The 12,911-nt window shown below is 66.6% G+C and carries 15 protein-coding genes; 11 read left to right on the top strand and 4 right to left on the bottom strand.

Features of this window, described 5'->3' with window-relative positions; translation table 11 throughout:
- Nucleotides 1-45: 45 nt before the first annotated feature.
- The 8 genes from AACY13_RS00605 to AACY13_RS00570 all read left to right on the top strand — a co-directional run bounded on the left by AACY13_RS00605 (nt 46) and on the right by AACY13_RS00570 (nt 4,917).
- Nucleotides 46-279 (top strand): 4Fe-4S dicluster domain-containing protein, encoded by a 234-nt coding sequence (locus tag AACY13_RS00605; RefSeq protein WP_339458358.1) that lies wholly within the window; start codon nt 46-48, stop codon nt 277-279.
- A 14-nt stretch (nt 280-293) separates the two neighbouring features.
- Complete coding sequence (locus AACY13_RS00600; RefSeq protein ID WP_339458356.1) at nt 294-1,253, top strand: HEAT repeat domain-containing protein; 960 nt, start codon at nt 294-296, stop codon at nt 1,251-1,253.
- 65 nt (nt 1,254-1,318) lie between these two features.
- On the top strand, nt 1,319-1,642 hold the full coding sequence (fdxA, locus tag AACY13_RS00595) for a ferredoxin FdxA (RefSeq protein ID WP_339458355.1): 324 nt from the start codon (nt 1,319-1,321) through the stop codon (nt 1,640-1,642).
- Nucleotides 1,643-1,644: 2 nt separating this feature from the next.
- Nucleotides 1,645-1,818: a hypothetical protein gene (locus AACY13_RS00590; protein ID WP_339458354.1), complete on the top strand. Its 174-nt coding sequence runs from the start codon at nt 1,645-1,647 to the stop codon at nt 1,816-1,818.
- 18 nt (nt 1,819-1,836) lie between these two features.
- Nucleotides 1,837-2,151, top strand: a complete 315-nt coding sequence (locus tag AACY13_RS00585) for a DUF971 domain-containing protein (protein ID WP_339458352.1) — start codon at nt 1,837-1,839, stop codon at nt 2,149-2,151.
- Complete coding sequence (locus AACY13_RS00580; RefSeq protein WP_339458350.1) at nt 2,151-3,161, top strand: YeiH family protein; 1,011 nt, start codon at nt 2,151-2,153, stop codon at nt 3,159-3,161. Before AACY13_RS00585 ends, AACY13_RS00580 begins: the two co-directional genes overlap by 1 nt.
- Nucleotides 3,162-3,187: 26 nt before the next feature.
- Nucleotides 3,188-4,288 carry an iron-sulfur cluster carrier protein ApbC gene (gene apbC / locus AACY13_RS00575; RefSeq protein WP_339458349.1) on the top strand — a complete coding sequence of 367 codons (1,101 nt, stop codon included), beginning with the start codon at nt 3,188-3,190 and terminating at the stop codon, nt 4,286-4,288.
- 248 nt (nt 4,289-4,536) lie between these two features.
- A complete protein-coding gene (locus tag AACY13_RS00570; protein WP_339458347.1) occupies nt 4,537-4,917 on the top strand; it encodes a RidA family protein in 381 nt (126 codons plus the stop codon).
- A 102-nt stretch (nt 4,918-5,019) separates the two neighbouring features.
- On the opposite strand, the gene AACY13_RS00565 is transcribed toward AACY13_RS00570, so the two are convergent.
- From AACY13_RS00565 to AACY13_RS00555, 3 genes are all read right to left on the bottom strand, one after another.
- Entirely contained in the window at nt 5,020-5,634 is a 615-nt protein-coding gene (locus AACY13_RS00565; RefSeq protein WP_339458345.1) for a LysE family translocator, read from the bottom strand.
- Nucleotides 5,635-5,698: 64 nt separating this feature from the next.
- Nucleotides 5,699-6,496, bottom strand: a complete 798-nt coding sequence (locus tag AACY13_RS00560) for a helix-turn-helix transcriptional regulator (RefSeq protein WP_339458343.1) — start codon at nt 6,494-6,496, stop codon at nt 5,699-5,701.
- Between the two features lies 1 nt (nt 6,497).
- Nucleotides 6,498-7,355, bottom strand: coding sequence for an SDR family oxidoreductase (locus tag AACY13_RS00555; protein WP_339458341.1), 858 nt, complete (start codon nt 7,353-7,355; stop codon nt 6,498-6,500).
- 95 nt (nt 7,356-7,450) lie between these two features.
- On the opposite strand from AACY13_RS00555, the gene AACY13_RS00550 reads away from it, so the two are divergent.
- From AACY13_RS00550 to AACY13_RS00540, 3 genes are all read left to right on the top strand, one after another.
- Complete coding sequence (locus tag AACY13_RS00550; RefSeq protein WP_339458340.1) at nt 7,451-8,377, top strand: hydrogen peroxide-inducible genes activator; 927 nt, start codon at nt 7,451-7,453, stop codon at nt 8,375-8,377.
- 8 nt (nt 8,378-8,385) lie between these two features.
- Nucleotides 8,386-10,461 carry an ATP-dependent DNA helicase RecG gene (gene recG, locus AACY13_RS00545; RefSeq protein WP_339458339.1) on the top strand — a complete coding sequence of 692 codons (2,076 nt, stop codon included), beginning with the start codon at nt 8,386-8,388 and terminating at the stop codon, nt 10,459-10,461.
- A gap of 91 nt (nt 10,462-10,552) precedes the next feature.
- The gene (locus tag AACY13_RS00540; RefSeq protein ID WP_339458337.1) at nt 10,553-11,947 is read left to right on the top strand and encodes an aminoacyl-tRNA deacylase and HDOD domain-containing protein; all 1,395 of its coding nucleotides are present in this window, start codon (nt 10,553-10,555) and stop codon (nt 11,945-11,947) included.
- Nucleotides 11,948-12,165: 218 nt separating this feature from the next.
- Here the strand turns inward: AACY13_RS00540 and AACY13_RS00535 are convergent, their stop codons facing one another.
- Complete coding sequence (locus AACY13_RS00535; protein WP_339458335.1) at nt 12,166-12,903, bottom strand: hypothetical protein; 738 nt, start codon at nt 12,901-12,903, stop codon at nt 12,166-12,168.
- Between the last annotated feature and the right edge of the window lie 8 nt (nt 12,904-12,911).

The raw sequence follows: 12,911 nt of genomic DNA, 5'->3' as shown, positions 1-12,911 counted from the left end.
GCCACTGCCGCGCCCGCACGCCAATGCAATTCGAGGAGATAACCCATGCCTGTAGCCAATCACCGTTCCAGCGTTCCCGTCATCGTCGACGAGGACAAATGCATCGCCGACAAGGGCTGTCGTGTGTGCATCGACGTCTGCCCACTGGATGTCCTGTGGATCAACCCGGACAGCGGCAAGGCCCATATGAAATACGACGAATGCTGGTACTGCATGCCCTGCGAGACCGACTGCCCGACCGATGCAGTGAAGGTCAACATCCCCTATTTGCTGCGCTGATCAAGGAATTGCCCATGAAACACTATGACGATCCCCGCTTGCAGGCCCTCGCCGCCAATCTCGCCTCGACCGACCCCGCGATCCGCCGGGTGGCGGTGCTCGACCTGGTCGATTGCGGCGAACCGGAAGCGGCCGAACTGCTGATTCTGGCCCTTAACGACCCCGATCCCGCGGTACGCCAGGAGGCGGCCAAGGTGGTCGACGAGTTCGATGCCGCGGATATCGCCGATGCGCTGATCGCCGCCCTCGGCGACAACGACGAAGTGGTGCGTAACGCCGCCGCCCACGCCCTTGCCGACCTCAAGGACCCGGCCGCCGCCATGCCGTTGCTCGCGGCCCTGGAGCAGAGCCAGGACAGCTTCGTGGTCGCCGGCATCCTGCGGGCGCTCAAGCCGCTGCGCAATCCAGCGGCCCAGGCCCCGGCGCTACTGCGTCTGAACGATGCCGATGCCCAGGTGCGCCGCGAGGCGGTGGCGGTCATCGGCTGGCTCAAGCAGCCGGAGAACCTGCCGGCGCTGATGCAGCGCGCGCAGCAGGACCCGGATGCCGAGGTGCGCCGCGCCGCGGCCGGTGCGCTGGTCTACGCCGAAGCCGAGCAGGTCGGGCCGAGCCTGATCGAGATCCTCCAGGACGAGCATTGGCAGGTCCGCGTCGAAGCCGCGGTCAGTCTGGGCAAACTGGATTGCCAGGCGGCGCTGCAACCGCTGGTGGACGCCACCCACGACAGCTTCTGGCAGGTTCGCGAAAAAGCCGTCGACGCCCTCGGCAAGCTCGCCGCGGTGGGTGCCATCCCGGCCCTTGGCGTCTGCGCCCGCGACCCCATGAGCAACCTGCGCAAGGCGGCGATCGGCGCGCTCGGCAGCATCGGCCACAGCGCCGGTCGGCCATTCGTCGAAACCGCCATGCAGGACCCCGATCCGGACGTGCGCAAGCTGGCCCGCTGGGCCCTGTCGAAACTGGATGCCGCCGCTTAAGACCGGCTGCAGGCGTCGCGCGGGAGCGTTTTTACCGCTCCCTATCACGAAGCGAGGAAGACCCGATGACCTACGTAGTGACCGAAAACTGCATCCGCTGCAAATACACCGACTGCGTCGAAGTGTGCCCGACCGACTGCTTCCACGAAGGGCCGAACTTTCTGGTGATCAATCCCGAGGCTTGCATCGACTGCAGCCTGTGCGCACCGGAATGTCCGGCCGACGCGATATTCGCCGACAAGGAAGTGCCGCCCGAGCAGAGCCACTTCATCGAGCTGAATGCCGAGCTGGCGCAATTCTGGCCACTGCTTAGCCAGACCCTGGCACCTCTGGTCGACGCCGATAACTGGGTCGACCAGGCCGACAAGCTGCAATTTCTGGAGCGCTGACTGTGCCCGAGCGCTTTAAACCCTGGTTTGAACGCGCCCTGCTGGCAGCGTTGATCGCCAGCGCCGCGGCCACCGGCAGCGCGCGCCCGCTGGACAGCGAGCAGCGCCAGGTCAGACCGCCGGAAGTACCGACCCTGTTGGTGCCCAACGGCGAACCGCCCCTGCCGACGAAATAGCGTCTACTGGAGATAAGCATGGCCACGAACACCCAAATTCTAACCGCCGCCCCCAGCGAAATCCGCCTGCGCAAGGCGCAGAAAGCCCTCGAAGTGCTTTGGCCGGATGGGCAGCTCAGCCGCCTGAGCTGCCTGGCACTACGCAAGAGCTGTGCCTGCTCATCCTGCACCCAGGCTCGCCAAAGCGGTGCCCTGAGCCTGATTGACGCCGATGTCAGTGTCGACAAGCTGGAAGTCTCGGGCATCAGCGGGCTGCAGCTGTTCTTCAGCGACGGTCACTACCGCGGGCTCTACCCTTGGGCCTATCTGCGCGAACTGGGCGAGCGCCTGTGATGCCCACGCGCGCCCTGCAACTGCTGGCACCGCCGTTTGCCAGCCTGCGCCGCCTGTATCCAGGCATCGCCCTGGGCGTGGTACTGACGTTGGCGGGCAGTTTTCTCGCCGAACACTACAACGCGCCAGCGCTGCTGCTGGTGTTACTGCTGGGCTTCGGTTTCGCCAGCCAGGCAGGCGATGCGCGCCTGCAACCGGGCGTAGGGTTTTGTAGCCGCCAGGTGCTGCGCATCGGCGTGGCCCTGCTCGGTGCTCGCATCGGTATCGAGCAACTGCTGGCAGTCGGTAGTCTGCCGCTACTGGTGGTACTCGGCAGTACTCCGCTGATCATCGGCGCGGCCCTTTTGCTGGGTCGCTGGCTGCGCCTGCCGCCCCTGCACAGCCTGGTTGCAGGCGTGGCAGTGGCCATCTGCGGAGTATCGGCGGCCATCGCAGTGGCCGCGATCATTCCTGCAGGACGCCTGGAAGAACGTCGTCTACTCGGCGTTGTGGTTGGCGTCACCGCACTCGGCACTCTGTCGATGCTGCTCTATCCGCCGCTGCTGGCGGCCCTCGACTACAGCACCCTGGACAGTGGCCTGCTGCTTGGTGCCAGCATTCATGACGTGGCCCAGGCCGCCGCTGCCGGTTATCTGGTGTCCGACAGCGCCGGCGATGTCGCCACCCTGACCAAGCTGCTGCGGGTCGCCCTGCTGGCACCACTGGTGCTGCTGTTCAGCGTGCTGCTGCGCAGTCGCGATAGCAGCACCGGCGAGTTTCCTTATTTCCTGCTGGGCTTTCTCACGCTGTTCGGCCTCAACAGCCTGGGCTGGTTACCAGCCGGCGTGCGCGAGGTACTGGTAGCGGCATCGCATATCTGCCTGTTGTTGGCCATGGCCGCGCTAGGCATGCGTACCAGCCTCGGCGAACTGCTCGCCCAGGGCTGGAAACCCTTTTTCCTACTGGTGCTGCTAAGTGCCGGGCTATTGCTGACTGCAATGGCGCTACTGGCCCTGTTTGGTCCCGCATAACCACCGTATTTCTTTAGGAGCACGCCATGAGCCTTTTCGCCCTAGACCTTATGCCAAGCCCACTGCTGCAGCAGGCTGAACTGGCCCTCGGCCAATGGATCGAGCCCTATCTCGGCTGCGATCTGATTTCGGCCGGGGCCGTGCGCAGCCTGGATGTAACGGACGGGCAGTTGTGCCTGACGATCCAGCTGGGCTTTCCGGCCGAGGGTTACCAGCAAATCCTCGCGGAGCAACTGCGCGGTTATTTACTGGCGCAAACCGCTGCCGAAGCGGTGGAAATTCATGTGAACTGGGCCGTCGAGGCATCACCGGCGACCCTCCAGGCGCTGCCCGCAGCCAAGCAACTGATCGCCGTAGCCTCGGGCAAAGGCGGGGTGGGCAAGTCGACCACCGCCACCAATCTGGCCCTGGCGCTGGCCGCCGATGGGGCGCGGGTCGGCATGCTGGATGCCGACCTCTATGGCCCCAGCCAGCCGCGCCTGCTCGGTCTGTCCGGTCTGCCGGAAAGCCGCGATGGCAAACTGCAACCGATGCTCGGCCATGGCCTGCAGTGCATGTCGATAGGTTTTCTGGTCGACGAGGAAGCCCCGGTGATCTGGCGCGGACCGATGATCAGCCAGGCGCTGACCCGCCTGCTCAATGAAACCGCCTGGAACGACCTCGACTATCTGATCGTCGACCTGCCACCGGGTACCGGCGATATCCACCTCACACTGGCCCAGCGCATGCCCGTTTCCGCCGCACTGATCGTCACCACGCCCCAGGACATCGCCCTGCTCGATGCCCGCAAGGGCCTGAAGATGTTCGACAAGGTCAATGTGCCAGTGCTCGGCATCATCGAGAACATGAGCCTGCATGTATGCAGCCAGTGCGGCCATGAGGAGCATATTTTCGGCAGCGGCGGTGCGCGACGCATGGCCGAGCAGTACGGCAGCCAAGTGCTCGGTGAACTGCCGCTGGATATTCGCATCCGCCTCGGTGCCGACGACGGCCTGCCGATAGTGGTCAGCGCACCCGAGGGCAGTTTGGCCCTGGCCTACCGCGACATTGCCCGGCGTAGCGCCGCGCGCCTGTCGTTGCAACCTCAACTAGCCGGTCAACCACAGGTAGCAATAGTCGAAATCTGAAGTCGGTTTGCCGCGCTCCAGCGAGCCGGCAAGCAGCGCCTGTTATCTGCTCGACAAAACCCTGCACCGACGAATGACCCTATAGTCACTGGGAAATATCTTTTACATTGCCTGTCGCTTTGACAGCACCCCTGGCTATCGACCACCCTATGCAGCCTGAGCCTAAGCGCAACTCGCGCGCAGGACACGACGGTGCGTCGCACACCTGCGGCGTGCGTCATTCTCAACACCCTAATCAAGGAACTCCCATGAGCAAGAGCGTTATCAGCAGCGATCAGGCCCCAGCCGCCATTGGCACCTACTCCCAGGCGATCAAGGCCGGCAACACCATCTACATGTCCGGCCAGATCCCTCTGGACCCGAAAACCATGGAACTGGTGGAAGGCTTCGAAGCGCAAACCGTGCAGGTGTTCGAAAACCTCAAGGCCGTCATGGAAGCCGCCGGCGGCTCGTTCAAGGACGTGGTCAAGCTGAACATCTTCCTCACCGACCTGGCGCACTTCGCCACCGTCAACGAAGTCATGGGCCGCTACTTCCAGCAACCCTACCCGGCCCGCGCCGCCATCGGCGTAGCCGCACTGCCGAAGGGTGCCCAAGTGGAAATGGACGCGATCCTGGTCCTCGAGTAAGTCCCTCCGGCGGGGCAACGCGCCCCGCCGTTCGGCTCGACCGGGGCACGCCATGTGTCCCGACTCCGCCGTGCCGTCCGGTGCCTGGCGCTGGCAACGCGACTAGCCCAGCAGCAACCACAGGCCGAGGGCCAGCAGCAAGCCGCCGCATAGCCGGTCTAGCCAGGCCACGCGCCGCTGCAACCAGCTGCGCCAGCGTGCCTGCCCGAGCAGACGTACCAGGGCCAGGTCCCAGACCAGCACCACCAGCGTCATCCACAGCATGCTCAGCAGCATCCCCCAGGCGGGCATCGCCGCCTCGCGCAGCACGCCGAACAAGCCGGCGTAGAAAATCGGCAACTTGGGATTCAGGCAGCTGGCCAGCAGTCCCTCGCGCAGGCCGTCCGCCCAGGTGCCCGCGCACGCCTGCGGTGCAACCGTCGTCAGCTCCAGCCGCCGCCGCGAGCACAGCGCCTGGCCACCGAGCCAGATGAAATAGGCCCCACCCGCGACCTGCAGAACAGGCCATAGCCAGCCGCCCTCGGCCGGCAACAGACCGAGGGCCAACAGCACCAGCAACATGCTCAGCAGATTGGCCAGGGCGATCCCGGCGGCGCAGCCATCCGCCTGCAGCCGGCCCTTGAGCAGCGCGGCGCGGATCAGCAGAAAGAAATCCGGCCCCGGCGACAGCAGGGCGGCGAAATGGGTGCTGGCGACCAGCACAAACAAGGCGAACATAAACCACTCCCTAATTGAACGGGAGCAGTCTCAAGGGGCGGCCAGGGCCGGTCTTGGAAGAAACTCAGGCGGTCGAGCGGCGAAACAGCCCGGGGCTGACCCCGGTAAAACGCTTGAATGTCGTGGAGAAATGCGCCTGATCGTAAAAGCCCAGGTCCAGCGCCACCGCCGCCAGCGCCTGGCCCCCAAGCAAGCGGCGCTTGGCCTCGCGGACCCGACGCTGCAGCAGGTAGGTATGCGGCGGTACGCCGTAGACCCGGCGAAACGCCTCGATCAGGTGACGCGGATGACGCTGCAACTGCCGGCCCAGCTGCTCCAGGCTGATGGCCTCGGCATAGTGCGCCTCCAGGTAATCGCGCAGGGCCAGGGTCACCCCGCCATCGCGCCGCGCGCCCTGGGCCGCCGGCAACCCGCCATGGCGCAGGAACACTCGCTCCAACAGGGTCAGCAGCTCGCTTTCCAGGGTCAGCACATCCGCCTGCTCGAACGCCGCCGCCAGCCGCGCCAAGCCCAGAGTCACCGCACCATCGTCCGCCGGGTTCAACTCGGCAAAGCCCCGCGGCAGGCGCTTGCGCCCCAGCAGGTGCGGCAGACGACTCTCTTCGACATAGAGCATGCGATACACCAGACGCTCGGACTCGGCATAGCCGTTATGGGCCTCCTGCGGATTCATCAGCGACAGGGTGCCGGCCGGCAGGGCATGCCGCGCCCCTCGGCACTGGTAGCCACCAACGCCCTGGAGGATGGCCCCGATGGCGAAGGCATCGTGGCTGTGGCGCGCAAACGCCTGCCCGGAAAAATCGGCATGGAAGAGCTCCACCCCCGGTAGCCAGGTACGCGCCAGCAGCCGATTGGCGTCCACCTCAGCGCCCCGCCAGGATCGCGCGGTAGCCCTCACGGTAGCTGGGGTACTGCGGCACCCAGCCCAGGGCACGGGCACGGGCATTGCTGCAGCGCTTGCTGCCGGCGCGACGCACCGTCGCCTGCTCCGCCCAGTGGCTGACTCCGAGCTGCTCGCGCAACCAGGCCACCACCTCGTGCAGCGGCGCGGGCGTATCGTCGACACCGAGGTAGCAGTCCTCCAGGGCTACCCCGCGGGCATCGGCTTGCAGCAGGTGGGCCAGCAGGCCGGCCGCATCGTCGACATGAATACGATTGCCATACAGCGGCGGCTCGCTGGCCACCCGGTAGCCCTGGCGCACCTGATTGAGCAGCCACTGCCGTCCCGGCCCGTAGATCCCGGTCAGGCGCACCAGGCTGGCCGGCAGGCCGCTGCCCAGCGCCAGCCGTTCGGCCTCGCGCATGATGCGCCCGGAATAGCCCTCGGCCTCGGCCGGCGAGGTCTCGTCGACCCACTCGCCGCCCTGCTGGCCATAGACCCCGCTGCTGGAGACGAACAGCAGGCGCTTGGGCCGCTGCCCATGCTCGGTCAGCCAGCCCAGCACCCGGCGCAGGCCGTCGACATAGGCCGCGCGGTAACCGGCTTCGTCATGCTCGGTGGCCGCCGCGCAGTACAGCAGATAATCCAGCTGGCCGGCTGGCCAGGCCGGCGGACAGGCATCGGCCCGCAGGTCCCCGGGCACCGCCAGGATCGGCGCGGGCAACTGCGCAACCGAGCGACGCAGACCATGCACGGTCCAGCCCGCCGCAGCCAGGCGCAGCCCCAGACGGCTACCGACGTCGCCGCAGCCGGCAATCAAAAGACTCGCTGAACCCGCCATGGGCTTCTCCCTGTATTTGCAGGCGGGCAGTTTAGCCCGGTTGGTTGATTGCATTGCAAAGGCTATGCTTAGGCGCAATTTAATGGATAAACACTATGACCCTCACCGAACTGCGCTACATCGTCACCCTGGCCCAGGAACAACACTTCGGTCGCGCCGCCGAACGCTGCCATGTCAGCCAGCCGACCCTGTCGGTGGGAGTCAAGAAGCTCGAGGACGAGCTCGGCGTGCTGATCTTCGAGCGCAGCAAGAGCGCGGTACGCCTGACCCCGGTCGGCGAGGGCATCGTCACCCAGGCGCAGAAGGTGCTGGAGCAGGCCCAGAGCATCCGCGAGCTGGCCCAGGCCGGCAAGAACCAGATGGCCGCGCCACTGAAGATCGGGGCCATCTACACGGTCGGGCCCTATCTGTTCCCCCACCTGATCCCGCAGCTGCACCGGGTCGCCCCGGACATGCCGCTGTATATCGAGGAAAACTTCACCCACGTACTGCGCGACAAGCTGCGCAACGGCGAGCTGGACGCGATCATCATCGCCCTGCCGTTCCAGGAAGCCGATGTCCTGACCAAGCCGCTGTACGACGAATCCTTCTACGCCCTGCTGCCCGCCGGCCACCCCTGGGCGGCGATGAAGACCATCGACAGCAAGCTGCTCAACGACAAGAGCCTGCTGCTGCTCGGCGAAGGCCACTGCTTCCGCGATCAGGTACTGGAAGCCTGCCCGAGCCTGCGCAAGGGCGGCGAAGACAGCGCCAAGCACACCACGGTGGAATCCAGCTCCCTGGAAACCATCCGCCATATGGTCGCCTCCGGCCTCGGCATCTCGATCCTGCCGTTCTCCGCGGTGGACAGCCACCACTACGCCCCCGGCGTGATCGAAGTGCGCCCCCTGAGCCCCCCCGCGCCGTTCCGCACCGTGGCCATCGCCTGGCGCGCCAGCTTCCCGCGGCCCAACGCCATCGAAGTGCTGACCGACTCGATCCGCCTGTGCTCGGTGGCCCGCCCGCCAGCCCTGAAGGCCTGAGACCGGGCATGAGCGAGCTGGCCGCTGTATCGGTGACCGCGCTGAAAGGCGTGGGCGCGGCCCTGGCCGAAAAGCTCGCCAAGGTCGGCCTGGAAACCCTGCAGGACGTGCTGTTCCATCTGCCGCTGCGCTACCAGGACCGCACCCGCATCGTGCCGATCGGCGCGTTGCGCCCGGGTCAGGATGCCGTGGTTGAAGGGGTGGTCGTCGGCGCGGATGTGGTGATGGGCAGGCGACGTAGCTTATTGGTGCGCCTGCAGGACGGCAGCGGCACCCTCTCCTTGCGCTTCTATCACTTCAGTCAGGCGCAGAAGGAAGGCCTCAAGCGCGGCACTCAGGTGCGCTGCTACGGCGAGGTGCGCCCCGGCTCTTCGGGCCTGGAGATCTACCACCCGGAGTACCGCGCACTGTCGGGCAGCGAGCCGATTGCCGTGGAACAGACCCTGACGCCCATCTACCCGACCACCGAAGGCCTGACCCAGCAACGCCTGCGCGCCTTGAGCGAACAGGCCCTGGCCCGCCTCGGCCCGCACAGCCTGCCGGACTGGTTGCCGCGCGAACTGGCCGACGACTACCAGCTCAGCCCGCTCGATCAGGCCATCCGCTACCTGCACCGGCCGCCGCCGGATGCCGATCTGGAGGAGCTGGCCGAGGGCCGGCACTGGGCCCAGCACCGCCTGGCCTTCGAGGAACTGCTGACCCACCAGCTGTCCCTGCAACGCCTGCGCGAAAGCGTACGGGCGCAGCAGGCTCCCGCCCTGCCCCTGGCGAAAACCCTGCCGCAGCAGTACCTGGCCAACCTGGGTTTCGCCCCCACTGGCGCGCAGCAGCGGGTCGGTGCGGAGATCGCCTACGACCTCAGCCAGGACGAGCCGATGCTGCGCCTGGTGCAGGGTGATGTCGGCGCGGGCAAGACGGTGGTCGCCGCCTTTGCCGCGCTGCAGGCCCTGGAAGCCGGTTATCAGGTGGCGCTGATGGCCCCCACCGAGATCCTCGCCGAGCAGCACTTCATCACCTTCAGCAAATGGCTCGCGCCGCTGGGCATCGAAGTCGCCTGGCTGGCCGGCAAGCTCAAGGGCAAGGCCCGCGCCGCGGCGCTGGAACAGATAGGCAGCGGCGTGCCCATGGTGGTCGGCACCCACGCGCTGTTTCAGGATGAAGTGCAATTCCACAAACTGGCGCTGGTGATTATCGACGAGCAGCACCGCTTCGGCGTGCAGCAGCGCCTGGCCCTACGCCAGAAAGGCGTCGGCGGGCGCATGTGCCCGCACCAGCTGATCATGACCGCCACGCCCATCCCCAGAACCCTGGCGATGAGCGCCTATGCCGACCTCGACACCTCGATCCTCGACGAACTGCCGCCCGGCCGCACCCCGGTCAATACCCTGGTGATCGCCGACAGCCGCCGCCTGGAAGTCATCGAGCGGGTGCGTCTGGCCTGCAACGAAGGGCGGCAGGCCTACTGGGTCTGCACCCTGATCGAGGAATCCGAGGAACTCACCTGCCAGGCCGCCGAGACCACCTTCGAGGATTTATCGGCGGCCCTGGGCGGGCTGCATGTCGGGCTGATCCACGGGCGCATGAAGCCGGCGGAAAAGGCCGCGGTGATGGACCGCTTCAAGCAGGGCCAGCTGCAGCTGCTGGTGGCCACCACGGTGATCGAGGTGGGCGTCGACGTGCCCAATGCCAGCCTGATGATTATCGAAAACCCCGAGCGCCTCGGCCTGGCCCAGCTGCACCAGCTGCGCGGCCGGGTCGGTCGCGGTAGCGCCGCCAGCCACTGCCTGCTGCTCTACCACCCGCCGCTGTCGCAATTGGGCCGCGAACGGCTGGCAATCATGCGCGAGACCTGCGATGGTTTCGTCATCGCCGAAAAGGACCTGGAACTGCGTGGCCCCGGCGAGATGCTCGGAACCCGCCAGACCGGCCTGCTGCAGTTCAAGGTGGCCGACCTGATGCGCGACGCCGACCTGCTACCGGCCGTGCGCGACGCCGCCCAGGCCCTGCTGGAGCGCTGGCCGCAGCATGTCAGCCCGCTGCTGGAGCGCTGGCTGCGCCACGGACAACAATACGGGCAAGTGTGAACCAGTTCACGGAGCATCCGTCGCCTGAACGCCTAGCCCACCCCAACAGCTGCATATACTTGCCGCATTGCTGCCTCAGCCGGATATCGCCATGACTGAACTCGCCCTCTCCACCTCCACCGCACCGCAACCCCCAGCGGTGATTCTGCAACTCCTGGAGAAGCTGGGCCTGAGCTATCAGGTGCGCAGCGACCTGCCCAACCTGCCGGCCGCGCAGCGCCTGCAGGCGGTCCTGCTCGACGATGCCGTCGGTGCCCTGCTGGTGCTCTACCCGCAAAGCCAGCTGCTCGACCTCAAGCGCCTCACCGAGCTGACCGGCCGCCAGCTCACCGCGGTCAAGCCGGAGCGCCTGGAGCGCATGCTCGGCAAGCACAACCTGAAAGCGCTGCCCGGGCTGCCGCCGCTGACCAGCTCGCCCTGCCTGTACGATGAGCGCCTGTTGCAGGTGCCCAGCCTGTTTGTCGAATCCGGCACCCCCGGCGTGCTCCTGGAGCTGCCCACCGAGGCCTTCAAGAACCTGCTGAGCAAGGCCAGCGCCGCGCGCTTCGGCGAGCCGCTGGAAAATATCCGCCTGAACCTCGACCGCCCCGACGACGACCGCGCCGAGATCACCCAGGCGGTGCAGGCCTTTACCGCCCGGCGCATCCAGCAGCGCCTGGAAGAAACCATCGAGATCCCGCCGCTGCCGGAAACCGCACAGAAGATCATCAAGCTGCGGGTCGACCCGGACGCCACGGTGGACGACATCACCGGCGTGGTGGAAACCGACCCAGCCCTGGCCGCCCAGGTGGTCAGCTGGGCCGCCTCGCCCTACTACGCCGCCCCCGGCAAGATCCGCTCGGTGGAGGACGCCATCGTCCGCGTGCTGGGCTTCGACCTGGTGATCAACCTGGCCCTGGGCCTGGCCCTGGGCAAGACCCTGAGCCTGCCCAAGGACCAGCCGCAGCACGCCACCCCCTACTGGCAACAGGCGATCTACACCGCCGCGGTGATCGAGGGCCTGACCCGCGCCATTCCCCGCGCCCAGCGCCCGGAAGCCGGCCTGACCTACCTCGCCGGGCTGCTGCACAACTTCGGCTATCTGGTCCTGGCCCACGTCTTCCCGCCGCATTTCTCGCTGATCTGCCGCCACCTGGAGGTCAACCCACACCTGCCTTCCAGCTATATCGAGCAGCACCTGCTGGGGATCAGCCGCGAGCAGATCGGGGCCTGGCTGATGCGCTACTGGGATATGCCGGAAGAACTGGCCAGCGCCCTGCGTTTCCAGCACGACACCGACTACAACGGCCCCCACGCGGTGTACCCGAACCTGGTGTGCCTGGCGGTAAAACTGCTGCGCAACCACGGCATCGGGGCCGGCCCCCAGGGCGAAATCCCGCAGAACCTGCTCGACAACCTGGGCATCAGCCGCGACAAGGCCGAGGAAGCGGTAACCAAGGTGCTGGCGGCCGAAGTGGCCCTGCGCGAACTGGCGTCGCAGTACTAGCGGCTCAAGTAGACGGGGTTAGGCGCACACGCCGTTAGCTGTTGCATAGCTGTGGCAGGGGCTTCAGCCGCGAAATTCGCGGACAAGCCCGCGCCCACATGAGCCCCATAACCGATCACCTGGCCGTAGCCAACAAAAAGCACTCCCGCCGCTCCTAAAGGATTTGCGACGGGGGCGTTTTTTATGTGGGCGATCTCGACCGCGAAGGCTGCCCGGGGTTATTTGCGCAACTGGGCGCGGCGCGCGGCGAACAGTTCGGGGAGGATTTCCACGCTGCGAGCCAGCAGCAGTGCGACCGCGTCCTCCTCGTAGAGCGCCGCATAGTCGGCCAGTTGTGCACTGGGCATGCGCCGGTAGGCGAACAGCATAAAAGACTCCACCGCCGTGGCACTGGACGTCCGCAGGGCCTGTTCCTGGGCCTGGGTCTGGCTGCTCAGGGCCTGCTCATCGATGCTTTCGCCGCGGGCCTTGAGGGCCAGCAGGGCCTGGGTCTTGCCGACCTCATAACGCAACAGGGTAGCCAGTGCGGTGGTGTGGGCCGCGGCATCCAGGCGCTTGACCAACTGCAGACGCTCCTCCCGGGGTGGTCGCTCGGCCAGTTGCTGGCGATAGGCGGCCAGGTCCTCTGCGCCATCCTCGCCAACCGCCCGCTCGGCGGCGGTAAAACCCAGCGCCAGCGGGCTCTCGAGCACACGCAGGGCTTGCTGCAGACGCGCCTGGTCGAAACTGGTCGCCATGCGCTTGGCCAGATCCAGGCACAGGGCATCGGCGGCGAACAGCCGGGCCAGTTGCGCCTGCTGCTGTTCGCCAAGGCCGCGCTGCACCAGCGGCGCACTCTGCTCGCAGATCAGGCGGATGCCGGCCAGTTCGAACAGCGGGGCAAAGGCTTCGGCTTTGGGCGGCGCGGCATGGGCCAGGCTGGCGGCCAGGCACAGGAGGGTAATCAGCAAACGCATGGGCGAAC

Source organism: Pseudomonas sp. EA_105y_Pfl2_R69, assembly GCF_963970915.1.
Lineage (GTDB): Bacteria > Pseudomonadota > Gammaproteobacteria > Pseudomonadales > Pseudomonadaceae > Aquipseudomonas.
Note: the sequence above shows the minus strand (reverse complement) of the source record. Positions and strands in the feature narration are given on the sequence as shown.